16 protein-coding genes are annotated in these 22,209 nt (G+C 64.1%); 5 read left to right on the plus strand and 11 right to left on the minus strand.

The genetic code is table 11. The features are described 5' to 3' along the window. From QCE88_RS40930 to QCE88_RS40970, 9 genes are all read right to left on the minus strand, one after another. Positions 1-783, minus strand: a 783-nt coding sequence (locus QCE88_RS40930; RefSeq protein WP_309906457.1) for an ABC transporter ATP-binding protein, incomplete at its 3' end; no start/stop codon positions are given. A 25-nt stretch (positions 784-808) separates the two neighbouring features. Continuing rightward, a complete protein-coding gene (gene dapA / locus QCE88_RS40935; RefSeq protein ID WP_309911702.1) occupies positions 809-1,714 on the minus strand; it encodes a 4-hydroxy-tetrahydrodipicolinate synthase in 906 nt (301 codons plus the stop codon). A 44-nt stretch (positions 1,715-1,758) separates the two neighbouring features. Further along, positions 1,759-3,198: an FAD-binding oxidoreductase gene (locus QCE88_RS40940; protein WP_309911703.1), complete on the minus strand. Its 1,440-nt coding sequence runs from the start codon at positions 3,196-3,198 to the stop codon at positions 1,759-1,761. Positions 3,199-3,240: 42 nt separating this feature from the next. Beyond that, positions 3,241-4,341, minus strand: coding sequence for an ABC transporter substrate-binding protein (locus QCE88_RS40945; RefSeq protein ID WP_309911704.1), 1,101 nt, complete (start codon positions 4,339-4,341; stop codon positions 3,241-3,243). 63 nt (positions 4,342-4,404) lie between these two features. Beyond that, a complete protein-coding gene (locus QCE88_RS40950; protein ID WP_309911705.1) occupies positions 4,405-5,640 on the minus strand; it encodes a porin in 1,236 nt (411 codons plus the stop codon). A gap of 243 nt (positions 5,641-5,883) precedes the next feature. Next, positions 5,884-7,092, minus strand: a complete 1,209-nt coding sequence (locus QCE88_RS40955) for a PLP-dependent aminotransferase family protein (protein ID WP_309911734.1) — start codon at positions 7,090-7,092, stop codon at positions 5,884-5,886. 24 nt (positions 7,093-7,116) lie between these two features. Continuing rightward, positions 7,117-8,616, minus strand: a complete 1,500-nt coding sequence (locus QCE88_RS40960) for an aldehyde dehydrogenase family protein (RefSeq protein WP_309911707.1) — start codon at positions 8,614-8,616, stop codon at positions 7,117-7,119. A gap of 84 nt (positions 8,617-8,700) precedes the next feature. Then, positions 8,701-11,655, minus strand: coding sequence for an FAD-linked oxidase C-terminal domain-containing protein (locus tag QCE88_RS40965; protein WP_309911708.1), 2,955 nt, complete (start codon positions 11,653-11,655; stop codon positions 8,701-8,703). A gap of 1 nt (position 11,656) precedes the next feature. Then, on the minus strand, positions 11,657-12,685 hold the full coding sequence (locus QCE88_RS40970) for a DUF1338 domain-containing protein (RefSeq protein ID WP_309911710.1): 1,029 nt from the start codon (positions 12,683-12,685) through the stop codon (positions 11,657-11,659). A 145-nt stretch (positions 12,686-12,830) separates the two neighbouring features. On the opposite strand from QCE88_RS40970, the gene QCE88_RS40975 reads away from it, so the two are divergent. From QCE88_RS40975 to dapA (QCE88_RS40995), 5 genes are all read left to right on the plus strand, one after another. Further along, complete coding sequence (locus QCE88_RS40975) at positions 12,831-13,754, plus strand: LysR family transcriptional regulator (RefSeq protein WP_309911712.1); 924 nt, start codon at positions 12,831-12,833, stop codon at positions 13,752-13,754. Positions 13,755-13,953: 199 nt separating this feature from the next. Further along, positions 13,954-15,045, plus strand: coding sequence for an ABC transporter substrate-binding protein (locus QCE88_RS40980; protein ID WP_309911713.1), 1,092 nt, complete (start codon positions 13,954-13,956; stop codon positions 15,043-15,045). 24 nt (positions 15,046-15,069) lie between these two features. Next, positions 15,070-16,296: an alpha-hydroxy acid oxidase gene (locus QCE88_RS40985; protein ID WP_309911714.1), complete on the plus strand. Its 1,227-nt coding sequence runs from the start codon at positions 15,070-15,072 to the stop codon at positions 16,294-16,296. Beyond that, a complete protein-coding gene (locus QCE88_RS40990; RefSeq protein ID WP_309911716.1) occupies positions 16,293-17,705 on the plus strand; it encodes an FAD-binding oxidoreductase in 1,413 nt (470 codons plus the stop codon). The genes QCE88_RS40985 and QCE88_RS40990 overlap by 4 nt, the downstream gene beginning before the upstream one ends. A gap of 37 nt (positions 17,706-17,742) precedes the next feature. Next, entirely contained in the window at positions 17,743-18,648 is a 906-nt protein-coding gene (dapA, locus tag QCE88_RS40995) for a 4-hydroxy-tetrahydrodipicolinate synthase (RefSeq protein ID WP_309911717.1), read from the plus strand. Positions 18,649-18,726: 78 nt separating this feature from the next. On the opposite strand, the gene QCE88_RS41000 is transcribed toward dapA (QCE88_RS40995), so the two are convergent. Continuing rightward, positions 18,727-21,480: a ParA family protein gene (locus QCE88_RS41000; protein ID WP_309911718.1), complete on the minus strand. Its 2,754-nt coding sequence runs from the start codon at positions 21,478-21,480 to the stop codon at positions 18,727-18,729. Then, positions 21,477-21,974 carry a hypothetical protein gene (locus QCE88_RS41005; RefSeq protein WP_309911719.1) on the minus strand — a complete coding sequence of 166 codons (498 nt, stop codon included), beginning with the start codon at positions 21,972-21,974 and terminating at the stop codon, positions 21,477-21,479. Before QCE88_RS41005 ends, QCE88_RS41000 begins: the two co-directional genes overlap by 4 nt. Positions 21,975-22,209 lie beyond the last annotated feature (235 nt).

The raw sequence follows: 22,209 nt of genomic DNA on the forward strand, positions 1-22,209 counted from the left end.
GATGCCGTGCATCGCGAGGCGCACCTGATCGCCTTCGCGCGACGTGACCTGTGCATCGAGCAGATTCGATTCACCGAGGAAATCCGCCACGAACACATTCTTCGGACGGAAATACAGATCAGCAGGCGTGCCCAGTTGCGCGATCTTGCCCGCATCCATCAGGCAGATGCGATCCGACATCGTCATCGCTTCTTCCTGATCGTGGGTCACGTAGATGATCGTGGTGCCGAGATCGCGGTGAATGCGCTTGATCTCAAGCTGCATGTGATCGCGCAGCTTCTTGTCGAGTGCGCCGAGCGGTTCGTCCATCAGGATGATCGACGGCCGATACACCATGCAGCGCGCCAGCGCGATACGCTGCTGCTGCCCGCCCGAAAGTTCACGCGGATAGCGCCCCGCCACGTGCGGCAGATGCACCATCTCCAGCGCCTCGGCGACGCGCTTCTTCGCGCTGGCCGCATCGACCTTGCGCATCTGCAACGGAAACGCAATGTTCTCCGCCACCGTCATATGCGGAAACAGCGCGTAGTTCTGAAACACCATGCCGATGTCACGGTCATACGGCGCGCCGTCGGTGACATCGACGCCGTTGATGCGGATCGAGCCGCCGTCCGCTTGCGCGAGCCCCGCGATGAGGCTCAGCAGCGTGGTCTTGCCCGAGCCGCTCGGGCCCAGCAGCGTCAGGAACTCGCCCTGCGCGACGTCGAGATCGGTCGGCGCGAGTGCGACGAAGTCGCCGTAACGCTTGCACAGACCGCTGATCTGGAGATTGATGGTTGCCATACAGGTCACTTCCTTGAACAAAAACTCAGCGCGCCGTCTCGAAGATGTCCAGTTGCCGGACGAGTTCTTCGCGCAGACGCGCTGTCAAATCAGGCGCCGAATTCACGAGCGGCGCCAGCACACGGGTCGAATCGATGCCGAGCACATCCAGCACCGTCTTCAACGGGCCAGGATTGCATTCGGCGAACATTAGTTGCATCAGCGGGATCAGCGTGCGGTGTAACGCGAGCGCGTCGTCGATCTTGCGTTCGTCGGCGAGACGCCAGATCCGCTGCCATGCCGTTGGCAGATATGCCGCCGTCACCAGCATGCCGCCGCGCGCGCCGGCCGCGACGTGCATCGGGAACAGCGAGTCCTCGCCGCTCAGCACCGAGAACGCCGCATCCACGCCCGCGACCGTCTGCAGGAAATGCCACATGTCCGTGTTGCACGCCTTCATGCCGATGATGTTCTCGTGCTTCGACAGTTCATGCAACACGGCAGGGTCGATAGCCACGCGCGTGCGGTACGGGATCTCGTAGATCATGATGGGCAGCGGCGATGCTTCGGCATAACGGAGGAAGTAATCGCGGATGCCGGCTTGCGTCGGGTTCGTGTAGTAAGGCGTCAGCACGAGCAGTGCATCGGCGCCGGCAGCAGCGAGTTCCTTGCCCGACTCGATGGCATCGTGATAGCCCGGGTCCAGCACGCCCGCGATCACCGGAACGCGGCCAGCCGCTTCGCTCGCCGTGGTTTCGATCATCCGCACGCGTTCGCGCTGCGACAGTCCGCCGTATTCGCCGGTGCCGCCAAGCGCGAGGAAACCGTCCACGCCCTGGCCCAGCAGATAACGTATCAATTGCCGCGCGGCCTGTTCGTCGATGCAGTCGTTTTCATCGACCGGAGAAGGGATCACGGAAAAAATGCCGCGCAATGCGTGTGCAGTGAGCATCGAAACAAGTCCTTGAAAAAGCAGTTCAGCGCCAGCCGTTTCCCTCAGGGAAGCAGACGCCCCGGATTGAAAAGATTGCGCGGGTCCAGCGCGTGCTTGATCGTGCGCATCAGCGCCAGCTCGGCGGGATCCTTGTATTTCGCCATCGCGGGCAGTCCGGTCTGGCCGATGCCATGCTCCGCGCTGAACGTGCCGCCCAGTTCATGCGCCACGTCGTTGACGCAGGTGCGCAACGCGCTGGCGGTCGCATCGCGGTCGGCGAGCGTGTTCCAGCGCTCGAAGGTGAAGAACGGCACGAAGTGCGCGTTGCCGTCGCCCATGTGCGCGACCACCAGCACGTCGAGGCCGGGTTCAATGGCATGCACTGCCGCCGTCGCCCGCGCGATGAACTCGGGCACCGCCGAAACCGGCACCGCGCAATCTGTCACGAGCCCCATGCCGCCCTTCTTGTTCGCCTCCGACACGCTATGCCGCACCTCCCACAGCGCCATGCGCTGCGCTTCGCTCGACGCGAGCACCGCGTCCTCGACCAGTTCTTCCTCGACGGCCCATTCGAGCGTGGCCTGCATCAGCGCGGCAATGGCCTCGCCCGATTCGACATCCGACAGCTCGACGAGCACGTTCCACTCGCGCAGCGTATCGAACGGATTGCGGCGGTCAGGCACGTGCCGCAGTACGAGATCGAGCTGCGTGGCGTTGATCATTTCGAACGCGGTCAGGCGGTCGCTGCACACCTGCTGGAAGCGCCCGAGAATGCGCACGGCGGCGGCGGGATCGACGGGTGCGAACCATGCGATCTCGCGATGCGTCGGCAATGGATGCAGCTTCAGCGTCGCCGCCGTGATGACGCCCAGCGTGCCCTCCGCGCCGATGAACAACTGCTTGAGGTCGTAGCCGGTATTGTCCTTGCGAAGCGCGCGCAGGCCGTTCCAGATGGTGCCGTCCGGCAGCACGACTTCAAGACCCAGCACGTTCTCGCGCGTGTTGCCGTAGCGCAGCACGCCAGTGCCGCCCGCATTCGTGGAGAGATTGCCGCCGATCTGACACGAGCCTTCAGCCCCGAGACTCACCGGATAAAGCCGCCCGTGACTCGCGGCGGTCTCCTGCACGGTTTGCAACACGCAACCCGCTTCCACCGTCATCGAGCCATTCACGATGTCGATGCCGCGAATGCGCCGCATGCGCGAGAGACTGAGCACAACCGGCGCGATACCCTCGGCACGCGGCACGGCGCCCGCGCAGAGGCTCGTGTTGCCGCCCTGCGGCAGCACCGGCACGCCATGTTCGGCGCACAGCCTGACGACCTCCGACACGGCTTCCGTGTTCGCCGGCAACGCGACACACAGCGCCGGCCCGCGATGCCGTCCGCGCCAGTCCTCGACAAAGCCATCCATGTCAGCCGCCGACGTGAGCACGCCGTCATCGCCCAGTAGCGCCTTCAGGCGGCTCACCATGCTGTCCGCATCGACCATCGTTCGTTCCATTCGAAAAGAAGCGCCGCCCCAAAGCGGAGCGGCGCGAGTTGTTTACTTCAGCACCCAGTCGTTGAAACGTTCCATCGCCTTGTCCTGATTCGCCTGCCAGAACGCCGGATCGATCTGCAACGCGTTCTTCATGTTCTCCGGATAGCCGGGACAATTGCGCGCCAGTTCGGGCTTGAGCATCGCGTACGCTTCGGGCTGCGTCGGGCCGGCCGGGAACCAGTCGACCAGCGCTGCCTGAATCTTCGGGTCCGATGCAAAGCGGATGAACTCGCGGCAGGCATCGAGATTCGGCGTGCCCTTCAGGATGGTCCAGTTGTCGAAGCTGGAGATGTTCTGGTTCCACACGATCCGGTACGGCGCGCCATGCGCAATCGCCGACTGCGCCCGCGACACCCACGTGCTCACCATGTCGATCTCGCTCGAATTGAGCATCTGCTCGACCTGCGCGCCCGTGGTCCACCACACGTCCACGTGCTTCGATACCTTGTCGAGACTCTTGAAGGCGCGATCGAAGTCGCAGGGGTAGACCTTCGGCGTCGGCACGCCATCGGCCATCAGGGCCTCTTCGAGCGTATCGAACGGCGACTTGCGCAACGCGCGCCGGCCGGGGAAATCCTGCACATTCCAGAAATCCGCCCACGACGACGGCGCCTTGCGGCCCTTGAACGCGTCGATGCGATAGGCAAGCATCGTGCTGTAGACATCGGACCCGACACCGTACGGCGACATGTACTGCTTCGAGATCTTCGCGATGACCGGGTCCGATTCCAGACCGTGCTTCTCCAGATACACCTTGCCGCCCGTGGTGAGCATCAGCACCGCCGGCTGGCTCAGCTTGGCCATGTCCCACGTATAGCTGCCGGTCTCGACCATGCTTCTGACCTGTGCGGTCGGGTCCGCATTGGCCTGCACACCAATCACCTCGATGCCGGTCTTCTCCGTGAACGGCTTGTAGAGCAGCGCGGCATAGGCGCGCGAATAGACGCCGCCGTCGTCACGCACCACGATGCGCTTGTTCGCGGCGCGCGCGGGCGTCCACACGAACGGGAACGCGGTGATCGCCGCGCCCGCGAGCGCCTGCTTGATGACGGCGCGGCGGCTATATTGAAGAGGTCCGTCGTTGCGTTGTTGTTCGTCTTCCAATTTTTCCTCTCTGCGTGGTTCCGGGCCCGGACCATGCCCGGGCCCGCACGGATGATTCCGGACTTAGAAACGATGACGCAGCGACAGCCGCAGCGCGAACTGATGGTTGCTCGCCGAGGGCGTCTGCCCGTTGATGGCCGCGACAGCCGACTGACCGTACGAATCGGTGCCGCTGGCGCGCTGATACACGCCGATCGCATAGACATCGGTACGCTTGGACAGCAGATAATCCGCGCCCACGCCGACCTGGTTGTAATGCGCCGCAACGCGATCATTCGCGCCGTTGGAACGCACGTACTCGTACACCACGCCGCCGAGCAGCGAAGGCGTGGCCTGCAACGTGTAGCTCGCCTCGACCGTGTCGAACTTGCCGGTGCCTGCATAGCCGAGCGTGTTCGGACCGTCGCCGGCTTCGAGATGCTTGAACTGCACGTTGTTGTAGTTCAGCGCCACCGTCGAAGCGCCGAACTTGTACGACGCACCCGTCGCGATGACCTGATAGGTCTGCGCCGAGCTATAGCCGCCGAAGATCGGATTCGATTGCGCGGCCGTCGCGGAGCCAAACGAGCCCATGTTGTTACTGGTCGCGGCGGTGCCGGAAGACGGATTGGTGCCAAAGAACGAGTAGTTCGGATCGCGCGCGTTCAGGTAGGCCGCGCCGATCGACAACGGTCCGCGCGAAAAGCCGAGGCCCAGCGAGTAGACCTGGTTGCGTCCGGTGCTGCCGGCCACGCCGCCGAGGCTATAGAGGCCGCCGAACGAGAAGCCGCCGTAGTCCTTGCTGCGGAACTTCACCGAGTTGTTGACGCGCCGGCTGTTGCCCTGATTGTCGATATCGCCCGGCTGGCTGGCGGGATAGCCGCCCCACATCGCAACCGTCGAATACGGCTGCACGAAGTCCACCACGGAGTCGTACTGACGGCCGGCGGTTGCAGTGCCGTAGGGCGTCGTGAGGCCGACGAAGGCCTGCCGTCCGAACTCCGCGCCGCCCTGGCCGAGCGTGCCGCTCTGGATGTTGAAGCCGTTTTCCAGCGTGGCGATGGCCCCGTAGCCGCCGCCCAGGTCTTCCTTCACGCGCAGGCCCCAGCGGCTGCCGCTGATGCCGCCCGAGCCGCCGTCCTGCATGTTGAATTGCGACGCGCCCTTGAGCGCGCCGTTCGCGCGTCCGGTCTGCGCGTTGCTGGTGTAGTTGATGCCGACATCGATGACGCCATAGAGCGTGACACTGCTTTGCGCGGCGCAGGGAACCGCGACTGCCAACGACGAGAGGGTCGCCCCTGCCAACAAGCTTCTTTTCATTATGTACGTCTACCCGGTTGCTTTTCGATGATCGCGGGGAACGAGGGTGATGCGAGAGGCGCGTGTCGTGTATCTCGTGGTCCCCGCGCGCTGTGCCGGCCGGCTGACCGGACTGGAAGCGACTATCCGAAAACGCAAAACCAGCGTCAAACTACGAATATTCACTACATGTTGTTGTTTCTTCATGCTGAGGCGTGGACGAGCGAAAGCGCCGGGCACGATGCCCGGCGCTTTCTCTTGTCATCAGCTTTGGCTTTCGCCGAGCAGCGCCTTGCGTGCACGCGCAAGACGCGCTGCCGCTTCGCCTATCTCGCCGATACCCGGCGCAGCGAACGACAGACGGAACGCGGCAGCATCGATGTGATCGGCATAGAAGGCCTTGCCCGGCACGAACAGCACCTTCTGCGCGATCGCATGCTTCAGCAACTCCGATGAATCGACACCGTCCATGCGCGCCCAGACGAACATCCCGCCTTCGGGCCGCTGGAATTGCAGCGCACCGGCGAGCTGCGCATCGAGTGCATCGCACAGCGCCTCGCACTTGCGCCGATACTGCTCCGCGATGCGTGGCAGGTGTTCCGTCAACGCGCCCTGTGCGAGATACGCGGCGGCGATCGCCTGCATCCACGGCGCGCTGCACAGGTCGGCCGTCTGCTTGGCGACGGTGCAGCGTCGCACGATGTCCGCCGGCGCGACGGTCCAGCCGACGCGTATCCCCGGCGCAACCACCTTGGACAGACTGCCGAAATACACGACGCGCTCGCGTCCGCCGTCGATGTCCTGCGCCACCTTCAGCAGCGACGGCAAGGCCTCGCCTGCAAAACGCAGGTCGGCATAAGGTTCATCCTCGACGATGATGAAGCCGTACTTCACCGCCAGTTCGACGAGCGCCCGGCGACGTTCGAGCGACAGCGTCGCGCCGGTCGGATTGGCAAATGTCGGCACGGTGTAGAGCAGCTTCGGACGTCCCGCCTCGCCGCTTTCGAGCATCGCCGCGAGCCGCGCGACATCGAGCCCTTGCGCATCCACCGGCACCGTCACGATGCGCGCCTGTTGCATCTTCAGCGCCTGCAAGGTGGCGGGATACGCGGGCTGTTCGGTGAGCACGGCATCGCCGGGCGCGACCAGCACGCGCAGCAGCAAATCGAAGCCCTGTTGCGAGCCGGTCGTGACCATCAATTGATCCGCGGGCACCGACACGCCACGTTGCTGCATGAGCTGCGCGAGCGCGTCCTTGAGCACGGGCAAGCCGTCGGTGGGACCGTATTGCAGGCAGAGCGCCGGCTGCGTCCATGCCGCTGCGGCGGCCCGCTGCAAGCCTTCGGTATCGAACAGGTCGCTCGCCGGATAACCGCCCGCGAGCGAGATCATCCCCGGCTCGCCGAGATACTTGAACAACTCGCGGATCGGCGAGCCGCCGGGGTTCCGGAACGGCTCAGTGAAGTCGTACATCATGATGGCTCCGGAACGCGCGGCTTATTCGATCGAAAAGTCGATGCCCTGGGCCAGCGGCAGCGCGGACGAATAGTTGACCGTGTTGGTGGCACGGCGCATGTAGCCCTTCCATGCATCCGAGCCCGACTCGCGGCCGCCGCCCGTTTCCTTCTCGCCGCCGAACGCGCCGCCGATCTCCGCGCCGCTCGGCCCGATGTTCACGTTGGCGATGCCGCAATCGCTGCCCGAATCCGAGAGGAAGCGCTCGGCCTCGCGCAAGTCCGTGGTGAACACGCACGACGACAGACCATGCGACGCCGCATTGTTCGCTTCGATGGCCTCGCTGAATTCGCGGTACTTCATCACATAGAGAATCGGCGCGAAGGTTTCCTTCAGCATCACCGCGGTCTGCGACGGCATCTCGACGATGGCCGGACGCACGTAGTAGCCGTTCTCGAGACCCGCCACGACATGACGCTCGCCGCCCGTCACCGTGCCGCCTTCGTCCTTTGCCTGTGCGAGCGCGGCCTGCATGCGTTCGAACGATTGCGCGTCGATCAGCGGGCCCATCAGCGTGCCGGCCGTGAGCGGATCGCCGATGGCGACCTTGCTGTAGAGCGTCTTCAGGCGTGCGACGGTCTGTTCGTACACGCTCTCATGCACGAACAGGCGGCGCAATGTCGTGCAGCGTTGTCCCGCCGTGCCGACCGCCGAGAACAGGATGCCGCGCAGCGCGAGTTCGCTGTCGGCGGTTCCGGTCACGATGCCCGCGTTGTTGCCGCCGAGTTCGAGGATCGAGCGGCCGAAGCGCTTCGCCACCTCGATGCCGACCGTGCGGCCCATCTCGGTGCTGCCCGTCGCGCTGACGACCGACGAGCGCGGGTCCGCGACGAGTTGCGCACCGATCTCGCGGCCGCCGTTGATGACGCACGTGAGGCCCTTGGGTGCATCGCCGAATTCGGCGAGCGCGTCTTCGAGAATGCGGTCCACGGCAAGCGCGGTCAGCGGCGTCTTCTCCGACGGCTTCCAGATCACGGCATTGCCGCACACGAGCGCGAGCGCCGCGTTCCACGACCACACGGCCGCCGGGAAGTTGAACGCCGAGATCACCGTGCAGACGCCGAGCGGATGCCACGATTCCGCCATGCGATGGCCGGGACGCTCCGACGCAATGGTCAGGCCGTACAACTGCCGCGAGAGACCGACCGCGAAGTCGCAGATGTCGATCATTTCCTGCACTTCGCCCATGCCCTCCTGAAAGATCTTGCCGGTCTCCAGGGTGATGATGCGTCCGAGCGCTTCTTTCTTCTCGCGCAGCTTGTTGCCGAGCAGGCGCACGAGTTCGCCACGGCGCGGCGCGGGTACATTGCGCCATGCTTCGCTGGCGGTCTTCGCGGCGGCGAGCGCGGCATCGGCTTGTGCTTGCGTGTGGCTCTTCACGTGGCCGACGACAGCGCCGTCGATCGGCGAGCGCACGACGATATCGCCTTCTTCAGCCAGACGCGCGATGCCCAGATCGGAAAGAATGGTGGAAGCTTTCAAGGATTGATCTCCAGTGGAACTGGCCCGATTGTGCGAGTGCGCGCAACCGGGCTCAAGCGAGTTAATTGCAGGACTTGATGCGCTTCACGCATCAAGCGAAGTGAGTTCGCGCTGTGGCGCAGGCTTGCGCGTGCCGTGTTGCAGCGCGCGTTGCAGCAGTTGCGCGACATGCAGCGTGTCGCGCTGTGCGCCGTGCGCGATCTGCTCGCGGCAACTGAAGCCGTTGGTCACGATCAGCGTGTCCTGCTGCGCCGCGCGCACGAGCGGCAACAGCTTGTCTTCGCCGATCTTCATCGAGAGCTCGTAATGGTCCGCATTGAAGCCAAACGAGCCGGCCATGCCGCAGCAGCCGGTATCGAGCAGCTTCCAGCGCACGCCGAGACGCCCGAGCAACGCGGTTTCCTTCTTCATGCCGAACAGCGCCTTCTGATGACAATGACCGTGCAGCAGCACGTCGGCGTCGAGTGTCGGCCAGTCGAAATCGGCATCGGCGACGAAGTCCGAGAACATGAAGGTCTGTCGCGCCAGTTGATGCGCGAGCGGATCGTCGGGAAGCTGCTTGACCAGTTCGTCACGGAACACCGACAGGCAACCCGGCTCCAGACCGACCAGCGGCGTGCCCGCGCGGATTTCGTCGGCGAAGGTGTCGAGCACTTCGCGCAGCATCGCGCGCGCTTCGTCGAGCAAGCCGTAGTCGTATAAGGGGCGGCCGCAGCACAGACGCTTCTTCGGCAGCACGACCTCATAGCCCAGCGCGGTCAGTACGTCGCTCGCGGCGTGCGCCACGTCCGGCGTGAAGTGATCGTTGAAGGTATCGACCCAGAAAAGCACCTTGCGCGTCGGCTTCGATACGCCGCGCTGACTTTGCGTCGCCGCCGTCGCGCGGAATGTGCGCGGCGCGAACACCGGCAACGCGCGATCCTTCGCCACGCCGGCGATCCATTTGCTCAACGGCGCAAGCGGGCGGAACGACGTCGCGAGATTGGCGAGCCACGGCGCGCGCGCGGCGAATGGCGCCCACTGCCCGATGCGCCCCATGAACCACGCCTGGCGCGGACGCCGCCTGCGGGCATAGTGATGCGACAGGAATTCGGCCTTGTACGAGGCCATGTCGGTATGCGTCGGACAGTCGCTGCGGCAACCCTTGCACGCAAGACACGTGTCCAAGGCTTCCTTGACTTCGACGCTGTCCCAGCCGTCCTTGATGACCTCGCCTTGCAGCATTTCCCACAGCAGATGCGCGCGGCCGCGCGTCGACTGGCGTTCCTCGCGGCTGCCGCGAAAGCTCGGGCACATCGTGCCGCCATCGAGCGAACGGCACTTGCCCATGCCGATGCAGCGCTCGACCGCGCGCTGCATGCCGTCGCCTTCGGGACTGCGGAAGGTGAGCTTCGTCTGCAACTGCACGGGCTTGTACGCGGGGCCCATGCGCAGGTTTTCGTCGGCGCGATAGGCATTCACGACCTTGCCCGGGTTCAGGCGCTGCGCCGGGTCCCAGATGGCCTTGAACTGCTCCATCGCCGAGATGATGTCGGGGCTGTACATGATCGGCAGGAACTCAGCCTTGGCCTGGCCGTCGCCATGTTCGCCCGACAGCGAGCCGCCGAATTCCACGACCAGCTCCGCCGCCTCGCGCAGGAAACGCCGCCACACCAGCACGCCTTCCGCGCTGCGCAGATCGAAGGTGATGCGCGCATGCACGCAACCATCGCCGAAATGGCCGTACAGGCAGGTCTCGTAGCCATGGCGGTCCACGAGCGCCTGGAAGCGCCGCAGATAATCACCGAGACGCAGCGGATCCACCGCCGCGTCCTCCCAGCCGATGATCGGGTCCGGCTTCGACGGATCCACCGATAACGCCACCGCCGACGCACCCGTTTCGCGTATCGACCAGATCAGCGCCTGCTTCGCCTTTTCCTCGACGACGAAGCCCGTCACGCCCTCGCCGCCCGCACCGGACAGGAAGAACGCGCGCGCTTCTTCGGCTTGCGCGCGAGCTTCGGCGGGCGTATCGGCGCCGAATTCGAGCACGACCCACGCGTCGCCCTCGGGCAGCAGCGCGATTTCGTCGGCCTTGAGACCACGCGCCTGCAAGCCGCGAATGATGCCGCGATCCAGTCCTTCGATAGCAATGGGACCAAAGCGCTCGAAATGCGCGACGCCATCCGCCGCGACGAAGATATCCGCGAAGCCGAGCACGAGAATCACGCGGCTCGCCGGACTGTGCACGAGGCGCACCTTCGCGCGCAGCGTCACTGCGCACGTGCCTTCCGTGCCCACCAGCGCCCGCGCGACGTTGAAGCCGTTCTCCGGCAGCAGTTGATCGAGATTGAAGCCGGACACGCGGCGGCGGATCTGCGGAAACTCGCGGCGGATCGCGTCGGCGTAGCGGTCGCGCAGATCGCGCAACTGACGATAGATCTCGCCCTGCCGCCCGCCGTTCGCGATGATGCGTTCGAGTTCATCCGGGGCAGTCGGGCCGGTCCAGAAGCGCGCGCCGTCGTACGTGAGCACTTCCAGCGCCTCGACGTTCTCGGCGGTCTTCCCCGCCATCACCGAATGCGCGCCGCACGAGTTGTTGGCGATCATGCCGCCGAGCGTGCAGCGGCTGTGCGTCGCCGGGTCCGGGCCGAACGTCAGGCCATGCGCGCCCGCCGCATCGCGCAGCGTGTCGCAGATCACGCCCGGCTCGACAATCGCCGTGCGCGCCTCTGGATCGATCGACACGACCTGGTTCACGTACTTGCTTGCGTCGGCCACCACCGCGACGTTCACGCACTGACCGTTCTGCGATGTGCCGCCTCCGCGCGTCAGGAACGGCACGTCATGTTGACGGCACAGTTCCAATGCACGCGCGAGGTCATCGACATCGCGCGGCACCACGACGCCCAGCGGCACCTGCCGGTAATTGGACGCATCGGACGCATAGAGCGCCTTCGCGCCGGCATCGAAGCGCACTTCGCCGCGCAACGCGGCCGCGAGGTCGCGTTGCAGCGACTGCAACTGGGCGGCATCCGCCGCATACGGCTTCGCGCTCACCTTACTTCGCCGCGCCGGCTGTCATCTTGAAGATGCCTTGCGCATTGCCGGCATCGAAGCGCAGGTCGGTGACCCAGGCGCGGGCCGCACGGTCGAACTCGCGCTTGCGCGTGATGAACTCATAGAACGAGCCCGGCACCTTGCGCGTGACCGTGTCGCCGTTGGCGGTGCGGAACATGCGCTCGACCGTGTCCGCGCGATACGCCGTCTGGAATACGCGTCCGGAACGCGAGCGTTCGACATCGGGCTTCATCGGACGGCCCTTGGCCTTTTCGTCGTCGGAGAGCTGGAACACGTCGGCGACGCGGTCGGTTGCGTGATTAAAACCGTTGCCCTCGGTGGCGATCCACGCCATTTCCGCCGATTCCGCCAGCAGCAACTCGTAGTCGGCCAGCATGGGCAGGTCGTGCTGACGCTCGAATGCGCCGACGATCACCGGCAGCAGCTGGTGCGCCGCGTCGAGCGGCAGCGAGCCGTCGCGCTCCAGTTCCGACAATTGCGCCACCGCCAGCGGCGTGAGCGGATCGCGCGATGCGCCCACCACGTTGGTCACGGCCTGCTGGAAGGTCTCCGAGAAGCGCTCGGGGTGCAGTTCGCTCACGAAGAACTGCGCGATCTCGTCGGGCGCGTCTTCATGGGCATAGGAACGGCCAGTCATGCCGAGCTTGTCGAGCGGATAGCGTCCGTTCAGCCGGAAGCCGAGCGGCCGGAGAATGCGGGTGAACGCGGCTTCGCCCGGCGGCAGGCCGCCGTTCTGCGGCCAGCGCACCGTGCGCAACGCGCCGTGGTCGAAGTACACGGAACCGCCGCTGGCAATGGCTTCATCGGTATAAGTACGGCCGTTCGGCGAACGCGCGAGCAGGCCTTCGAAGAGCGCCATGTTCATCGCCTGGGCGAGTTCGGCGCGTGTGACGGTGCCGGGTTCCCAGTCGTTCAGGATCGACGGGGCATTCAGGGTCGTGAAGAGCAAGCCCGTCTTTTCGGAGCCGAGCAGACGCTCGAGCAGGCTTTCGATATTCGTATTTCGCATGGTCGCCTGGTATCGCGGTTGGACGTTGGCCGCGGGCCTTCTCGCATCAAGGCGGAGCCGCTACGGCAAGGCAGCATTATTTTTAATCGTTGTGCCGCGCGTAAAGCGAGATTAAATTGTGACTTGATGAGTGTTTGGAATCACCATGCGCAAGTTCAAGATCCCCAACATGGGCGCGCTGCTCGCCTTCGAAGCCGCCGCGCGCCATGAAAGCTTCACGCACGCCGCCAAGGAACTGTTCCTCACGGAGAGCGCGATCTCCCGTCAGATCGCCACGCTCGAATCCAATCTCGGCGTGCGCCTGTTCGTGCGCGCCAAGCAGCGCGTGGTGCTGACGCGCGCGGGCCGCATCTACGGCACGCAGGTGCGGCGTTCGCTCGAACAACTCGACCGCGACACGCTCTCCATCATCGCGCACGGCAGCGGCGGCGGTTATCTGGAGCTGGCCGTGCTGCCCACGTTTGCATCGCAGTGGCTGATTCCGCGTATCGGCGACTTCTACGCCTGCACGCCGGACGTGCGCGTCAACATGGGCGTGCGCACGGATGCCTTCTCCTTCGCCGAGTCGCACTTCGAAGCCGCCATTCACTATGGCAAGCCCACGTGGCCCGGCACGACGGCGGACTACCTGTTCGGCGAGGAAGTGGTGCCGGTGTGCAAGGCCTCGCTGCTGGAGCGGCCCATCGGGCACGTGCATGAACTGCTCGCGTATCCGCTGCTGCACTCCACCACGCGGCCGGACGACTGGACCCGCTGGTTCGCGAGCCTTGGCGTGGAAGATGCGAGCACCATGCATGGCATGCGCTACGAGCTGCACACCATGGCGATCAGCGCCGCCGCAGCAGGCCTGGGCGTCGCGCTGGTGCCGAAGTTTTTGGTCAGCGGACAGCTCGAACAGTTCGGGCTGATCGTGCCGTTCGAGGCGAGCATCAAGGCTGACTCCGCCTACTACCTCGTCTATCCGACCGAACTCAGCCATGGCAAGCCGCTGGAGAAGTTCCGCGAATGGCTGCTGAAACAGGCCAGCGAATACACCGCAGACGACGACTGCGACCGCCCACGGTCTTGAGCATTTCGCATCATGTGGTGCTTTTATCTCGTTTGGCGAAGCGTCTCGTCTGACCGATCATGAGCGCACGCTGGCGAGGCGCGTCGAATGCGTCGAATGCGTTGATTAGGCGCGGCGAGCCGCCAGACCATTACTCTTGCGGCGCCGCGCGTGCTTTGCCTGTCCGCGCGGCGCCCGTTTTCGCACCTCGGGGACCCACATGGCAAACGACCAAAAGAAAACTTCCACCGCTTCGCGCCGCGACTTCATCCGACTCGGCGTAGCCGGCGCAGCCGGACTCGCGATGCCCGCCATCTGGACCTCGGCGAAAGCCGCTTCGAAGCGCCTCGTGGTGCGCGACTCCGGCGGCGTCTACACCGACATCTACACCCGCACACTGTACAAGCCGTTCCAGCAGGCGACGGGCATCGAAGTCGTGGGCGTGGCCTCGGGTGCTGAGCCGACCGCGCAGATCAAGAGCATCGTCGAGACGGGCGCGAAGACCTGGGACATGGCCGAACTGAGCTTCCCGGCCGTGTATCTTCTGTCGCGCAAGGACAAGGTCTATCTGGAGCCGGTGAATCTCGACGGCAACGCTGCCGTCGCGAAGATCCCCGCGCAGTTCCGCGACCAATACGCCATCGGCCATAACGTCTACACGACGGTGATGACCTATCGCTCGGACGCCTTCAAGGGCGGCAAGACGCCCGCTTCCTGGGCCGACCTGTGGGATGTCAAGGCGTTCCCGGGCCGCCGCGCGCTGCGCAAGTTCCCGTTCGACACCATCGAAGAAGCGCTGATGGCCGCCGGCACGCCGACGAGCGGCGTCTATCCGTGTGACCTGGACAAGGCGTTCAAGAGCCTCGACCGCGTGAAGCCGAACATCGACATCTGGTGGACGACGGGCGCGCAGTGCGAGCAGTTGCTCAAGTCGGGCGAAGTGGCGATGGCCTCCAGCTGGCTGGCACGCGTGCTGCCCGCCATCGATGCGGGCTCGCCGCTCGCGATTGCCTGGGACGGCCACATCTACGGTCCGCAGGCGTTCGGCATCATGAAGGGCGGCGACAATGTCGATGCCTGCCGCCAGTTCGTCGCGTTCTGCGCGGACCCGAAGCGTCAGGCGGAAGTCGCAAGTGCGCTGGCTGTCGGGCCGACGCATCCGGACGCGTTCCAGTACATTGATGCGAAGCGCGCGAAGAATCTGCCGACCTTCCCGGACAATCTGAAGCGCGGCGTGCGTATCGACCCGTCGTACTGGCCGGCGCATCAGGATGTTGCGATCGAGCGCTTCAACGACTGGGTGCTGCGCTAACCCTCGTCGAACCATCACGATGCAATGAGTCTTTTCTATTCTTCAACGCAGGGCTTCGCCAACGTCGCCGATTACCGCGAGGCCGCGCGGCGGCGGCTGGCGAAGATCGCCTTCGACTATCTCGACGGCGGTGCCGAAGACGGCCATACACTGGCCCGCAACCGCGCCGCGTTCGCCGATGTGCATTTCGCGCCGCGCGCGATGGTGGATGTCTCGCACGTCTCGCCGGCCGCGCAGTTGTTCGGCTACGCGTCCGCCGCGCCGATGGTAGTCGGGCCGACCGGACTGAACGGCCTGTTCTGGCCCAAGGCAGATGAAATGCTGGCCCGCGCCGCTGCCGCGCGCGGCGTGCCGTTCGCGCTGTCGAGCGCTTCCACCTCGCTGCTCGAAAACGTGCGCGCCGCCGCGCCAACGGGCGAACTGTGGATGCAGCTGTACGTGCAGAAGGATCGCCGCATTGCCGAAAGCATCATGCGGCGCGCGTCGGAAGCGGGCTATACGACGCTGCTCGTCACGGTCGACACACCCGTGCACGGCCGCCGCGATCACGACATCCACAACAACTACCGCCTGCCGCTGCCGATCACGCCGAAGCTGATCCTCGACCTGCTGCGGCATCCGCACTGGGCGTTGCAGATGGCGCGTCAGGGCACGCCGCAACTCGTCAACCTCGCGCGCAGTCTCGGCGAAGCGCCCGATTTGCAACGTCAGGCCGCTGCACTGGCGCGCCAGATGGATCTCTCGCTGGCGTGGTCGGACATTGCGTGGCTGCGCAAGCACTGGAACGGACCGCTGCTCGTCAAGGGCATCCTGACCGTCGATGACGCGCGCCTCGCGCATCAGCATGACGCGGACGGCATCGTGCTGTCGAATCATGGCGGCCGCCAGCTCGAAGGCGCACATGCGCCGCTCGATGTGCTGCCCGCCGTGGCCGAGGCGGTCGGCGATGCGCTGCATGTCTACCTCGATTCAGGCGTGCGGCGCGGCGCCGACATCGTCAAGGCCGTGGCGCTCGGCGCGCGCGGCGTGCTGCTCGGCCGTGCGCCGCTGTATGGCCTCGCGGCACGCGGCGATGCCGGCGTTGCCCATGTGCTGTCGCTGCTGTTCGATGAAATCGTGACGACCATGACGCTGCTCGGCAGCCCGGGCATCGACACGCTGCCCGAGCGCATTTCGGGCGCGCGGCCCGGCACCGCTGTTGCGACGGGCAAACCCAACGTCACTGTCATACCCAAGCTGGTCCAATCATGAATCTGATCGAATCGCTGCTGCACATCGTGGGGCCGAAGGGCCTCGTGGACCTCGCCGACGCCGAGCCGATGCTCACCGACTGGCGCGGCCGCTATCACGGCCGTGCGCGCGCCGTGGTCAAGCCCGCGGATACCGCGCAGGTCGCGCAGGTGATGCAACTGTGCGCGGAGCAAGGCGTGAGCGTGGTGCCGCAGGGCGGCAACACCGGCCTCGTGGGCGGCGCGACGCCGTCCGAAGCGGGCGACGCCATCATCATCAGCCTCGCGCGCATGAGCACGATTCGCGCGATCGACACGCGCAATGACACGCTCACCGTCGAAGCCGGCTGCACGCTGCAACAGATCCAGGAAACGGCGGCGTCGGTGGACCGGCTGTTTCCGCTGTCGCTCGCGAGCGAAGGCTCGTGCCAGATCGGCGGCAATATCTCGACCAACGCGGGCGGCACCGCCGTGCTGCGCTACGGCAACATGCGCGCGCTGGTGCTCGGCCTCGAAGCGGTGCTGCCGGACGGCCGCGTCTGGAACGGCCTGCGCGGTCTGCGCAAGGACAATACCGGCTATGACATGAAGCAGATGTTCATCGGCGCGGAAGGCACGCTTGGCGTCGTGACCGCTGCCGTGCTCAAGCTGTTTCCGGCGCCGCGTTCGCATGCCACGGCATGGGTCGCGCTCGATTCCGCCGATGCCGCCATCGAACTGCTGTCGCGTTGCCGCGCCACCTGCGGCGACGCGCTCACTTCGTTCGAACTCATGTCGCGCAGTCAGCTCGATGTGGTCTATCAGGAAGTGCCCGACACGCGCGATCCGCTCGACGGCCAGTCGCCGTGGGTGTTGATGATCGAACTCGCCGATCCCGCGCACGACGCGCCGTTGCAGGCGATGCTCGAAGACGTGATCGGCGCGGCGCTCGAGGAAGGCATCGCGCTGGATGCCGCGCTGCCCGCCAGCGAAGCGCAGGCTGCGGCGTTGTGGCATATCCGGCATATCGTGTCCGAGGCCAACGTGCGCTCCGGCACGAGCGTCACGCACGATATCTCGCTGCCCATCTCGCAGATTCCCGCGTGCCTCGCGCAGACCGAAGTCAGGCTGAACGAAGCGGGACTGGTGGAGGGGGCGCGCTTTCTGTACGTGGGCCATGTGGGCGACGGCAATATCCACTCCATCGTGCTGTTCCCGCATGCGGTGTGGGCGAAGGTCGAGGACCGCGACGCCCGCGTCGATGCAATCGGCAAGATCGTCAACGACGCCGCCGTGGAGTTTGGCGGCAGCATCAGCGCGGAGCATGGCATCGGCCGCGCGCATCGCGATGAACTTTCGCACTACAAGAGCGCGGTCGAGCTCGACATGATGCGCGCCGTGAAGCGCGCGCTCGATCCGGACGGCCGGATGAATCCCGGCAAGCTGCTCTGACGCGCGTCGCCTACAGGTTTTCACAGGACTCTCATCGATGACACTCGAAGTCTCCGCCCTCAAGGGCATGTATCCCGCTTTCCCGACGCCGTTCACGGCGGATGGCGCAATCGATACGGAACGACTGCATGCGCTGGTCGATACGCTGATCGCCGATGGCGCGACCGGCCTCGTGCCGGTGGGCGGCACCGGCGAATATACGGCGCTCTCGCCGGCTGAACGTACGCTGGTCGTGCGCGCGACCGTGGAAGCCGCGCGGGGTCGCGTGCCGGTGGTCGCGGGCGTGGTGTCGCCGGGCTATGCCGAAGCGCTCGATGCGGGCCAGGCCTTTGTCGATGCGGGGGCGGCTGCGTTGCTGCTGGTTACGCCGTTTTATGTCACGCCGAGCGATGCGGGCGTGCGCGCGTATTTCCAGCGTTATCGCGATGCGGCGGGCGTGCCGCTGCTGCTGTACGACATTCCGGCACGCACGCGTTACGCAACGCCGCCCGCCACCATCGCCGCGATGGCGAAGGAAGACGGCACGATCATCGGCATGAAGGCGTGCAACACGGATCTCGGCGCGTTCGCACGCACGGTGGCGCTGGCGGGCAAGGATATGGCGATCCTCAGCGGCGACGACCTGCTGTATGTGCATCACGTGCTGCTGGGCGCGGTGGGCGGCATTCTGACATCGGCGAGTTTGTTGCCGAAGGCCTGGGCGCGTATTCATGCGAGTGCAGCGAATGGTGATGCCGCGACTGCATTACGCGAACATGCGATGCTCGCGCCGATGCTCGATGCGATCTTCAGTGAGACCAATCCCGGACCGGCGAAAAAGGCGTTTGAGTTGCTCGGCGATGGGTTGGGGCCGGTGCGGCTGCCGCTCGTGGAGCCGGCAGCGGCGACGGTCGCGCGGATGAAGGAGGCGCTGGCGGGGTTGCCGAAGGGGTGGTTGCCGTAAGCGCGAAGCTCCAGTTCGAAAAAAACGGCTCCTGACGGAGCCGTTCTTTCGTGGCTTTGCTGATGCTTTACGAGCGCTTCATGCCTTGGCTCGCTCGCGTGCCTTGCGTGTCAGGCTGATGATGTTAGGCCGAGCGCCTTTGCGTTTCATACCCAAGCCTATCCGGAACAGCTCAGGCACCTCGAAGCTGCCCTCATCGGCATATGCCACGCCGTACTTTTCCAACAGGTCAAGCTCACGAGACTCGATGCCCAGCGCAGCAGCCTCGGCACGATCGAACGGAGTTGTCATCTCCTGTAGTGTGCGCAGCTTGTCGAAGATGGGCTTCAGTTCCTGAACCTCATTCGGATACTCGCCCACCTTTGCACGACTCGTATATTCCACGGCCTTGCGCATTGCGTTGGGAGTCAACAAGCGGTCTTCCGGCTTGCTGCCGACCGAGTCGAACGCCGCTTGTTTGATGAAACGCACGAGATCTCGCGCAGTCAACCGTCCCGTGAGGTCGGTAAGGACGGCGATCACCCATTCGGTCGAACGTGCCTCTTTCGACGAATCAGCTCCCAGCTTGAGACCCCAGATTGCTTTCAGGCCTGCGTCGCGGTCGGCTTCAGACTTTGAGCGCCACTCCGGCACCCATAGATTTGGAATGGCCTCGCTCTTTGCTGCGAGCCAGACCACCAGCTCCTGAATGTCGAGATCAAGCCACGTGAGCGCATAGTTCCGGTACGACGAACGGAACTGCTGCAGGTTCTGCTCGATCACGGCTTCCACCATGTCACTGCGGGCGAAGATCAACGTGCCTACCGGACGGCCAGCCTCCTCACGCAACCGCAGCGGCACCTCGCGCAACAAGGAGCGTAGTGCATCGGCATGCACGACGTCGGTAAAGGGATTGGTCAATATTTCTTCGAGGCCTTCGAACAAGGCGATCGGCTGGACGTTCAACTTCGCCACCGAGGAGACGAACTGGTCCCAAGTCGCAAAACCCGCCGCTCGACCAATGAGACTAAGCCACAACTCTGTCCACTCGTTGACCTTGTAGGCCGACGCAATGCCGTCGTGAATCGCCTTGATTGTTTCGGAAACACGCTCAGGTGCATTGCCGCCCACAGCTTGCGCAAAACCCGCCCGTGTCTTGTTCACCAGTTCCAACATCGTGTCCGAACTACCAACGGATCCGAGGACCGGCAGGAAGACACCGTTGAATGTCGAGGAATCCGTCAGGTCCATGGACGATGCCGCGCTCGCCCAGCTTCTGTGCTGGAGCAAATAACGGAACGTCAGTGTCTTGCCTGTGCCCTTGGTTCCCTCGACCACAGCGATGGGAACGTGACGAATAAAATCAGCGAACAGGCGTTGCAGCGGCGGTGTCAACATCGGCCGCTCGAGCACTACAGCGGTTTCGGCGAATTCCATCGTTCCAGCAAATTGCGCCAGTTTCTTGCAAGCTTCATCGTGCCGGTCGGCTGGCACAAGGAACGATGTCTCTGTTCCTTGCGACGCCATGATGGCGGAACGGCTGGTGAGCCAGCCATCCATCTCCGCGACAAGTCCCGCCGTGAAACCCGTCGTACGAAGATCGGCAGCGAAGGATTCCCAGTCATCCGTGGACGCGACGAGCTCGGACATGTGCGGAGCGAATCCAAAAGCCAACGCACTTTCATGCGACGGAGTCACATTGGTGCCGCCGGTTGTCTCCTCCGTACTGAGAATCGGAAGAAACTCTTGCTCTGCTTTGTCTTCGAGCCTTTTCTGCAGCTCGCCCCTGAATTCGCGATTCTCATACAGCAGGCGCGGAACCTGATTGATCAACACAAACGGCTGTCTGCCACGTTGTCCCGTCTGCCTTTCGATCAGCCCGATTGTCCGCAGCATGGCTTGCAATGCATTGATCGCCTGACCGCTCGCCGTGGTCACGAAAATGCGTTCGACCGTCGGATCCGTCAAGAAGTGAAGCGCGACGTCCACGAGCCCTGCTCTCAGATCGACAACGGCCAGTTCGCAACCCAAAGCCCGGGTCAATGCGCGAACCAGATCTACCATGAGATAGGGCTGATTCTTGCGCGCGGTAACGAGGTGTTCCGGGCGAATCGCAAACCCCGTCAGATCGTCCAGAAGCCTCTTGACCGGGAGCACATAGACATTGCCGATCTTCTGATCGAGCATTTCGCGCGCGGCATATTCAATCGTTTCACTTAGATCTTTCGAGATGTCCGCGTGCGCAAGCGCAAGCAAATCTTCCAGTGATAGATTAGCTTCGGGCTTGCGCGTCCGATACAGATAGCTGACGCCTGGCGCTTCGAAGTCGGCGTCGATGAAAAGAATCGGCTTGCTTCCCTGGAGACTCGCGAGATGTTCGGTGAACGCCATCGCGGAAGTAGTGCGCCCCACTCCGCCCTTGACGCTATGGAAGGCAACGACGGCGGGACTTGCTTCACTGCGCTCCGTGAATGAGATCGAGTAGGCGCGAGTCCCATCCAGCGATGCGTACGGTCTGAACGGGAACAGTCGCCCGGAGGCGTGAGTGACCTCGTACCGGACGGGCAAACGGTCCCTTGAAAGCGGCCCTTGCAGGCGAATGCTCTCACTGGTTCCGTCAACCACATACCAGCTTCGGAAGTTGAGTGCCAGCCAATGCCTGACTTCCGCGATGTCAGCCTCCGCCTCGACAGTCAGAGTCAGGCCTGTCCAGAACACCTCAGAGGCTATGAGTCCCTTCGGAGGCGCAAGCTCGGACCCATGGCTCGCCCCCCGCACGGGCACGACAGAAAGTCGCCGGGCGACATCGACCCAAGAGACGAGAGGCAATGTTGAAACGGCGGAGGCGTTCATAAAATTTCGTCCTCAAGGTAGGACAGAATGTCAGCGATAAACTTTCCCAAAGCAGCCTGATCGTCAGGATCCACCTCCAGCCCATAGCGCCATGCCTCATGCGCCTCATGGATCCGAAAGCTTTGACCGCCGTTATAACCTCCGACAGTCTTAAACGGGCCGGTCGGAATCGGCACCCTGGCTGCAGACACCTTGAGCCGCTTCAGCATCTGATCCAGCTTGTGACTATAGCCTTCGACCTTCCTGGGGAACGACGGATCCGAAGTATCCGCGGGCATGGTCTGATCCCTTATCTCGTATTCAAACGGGATCATCAGGTTCTTGCTCAAAAGATACTTAAGTCCTGACTCTGCCGCATAAAATCTCAGCAGCGAAGGGCCGAACGAGGGCTGCGGTTTTGCTGTATCTACGAGCGGTTCAAGAAGGTCAGCCAACTCTCGCGTGCGTCCAAAATTATGCTTGTGATCTTCCCGTTGGCTTACCAGCATGAGCAATGTACGGTTCGTTATTTGAGATGCAGAGGGATTGCGGGGCGACGAGATCTCTATTCAAGATTCGCTTGTAGCGTCGAAGCCCCCGAATGAACGCATTCTAACTGGTTCATAGGGCCACACGCCTGCCGGGACGCCGCACGATTTCATTGCCGAGTGCTTGCTGACGCATCGCAAGTCGGCCCGATGACCAGCACTTTTCCAATGCTTCCAAGCCGGACCTTTCCCCGGTGCGCGT

The sequence above is a fragment of the Caballeronia sp. LZ035 genome (assembly GCF_031451175.1).
In the GTDB taxonomy this organism is placed as follows: domain Bacteria; phylum Pseudomonadota; class Gammaproteobacteria; order Burkholderiales; family Burkholderiaceae; genus Caballeronia.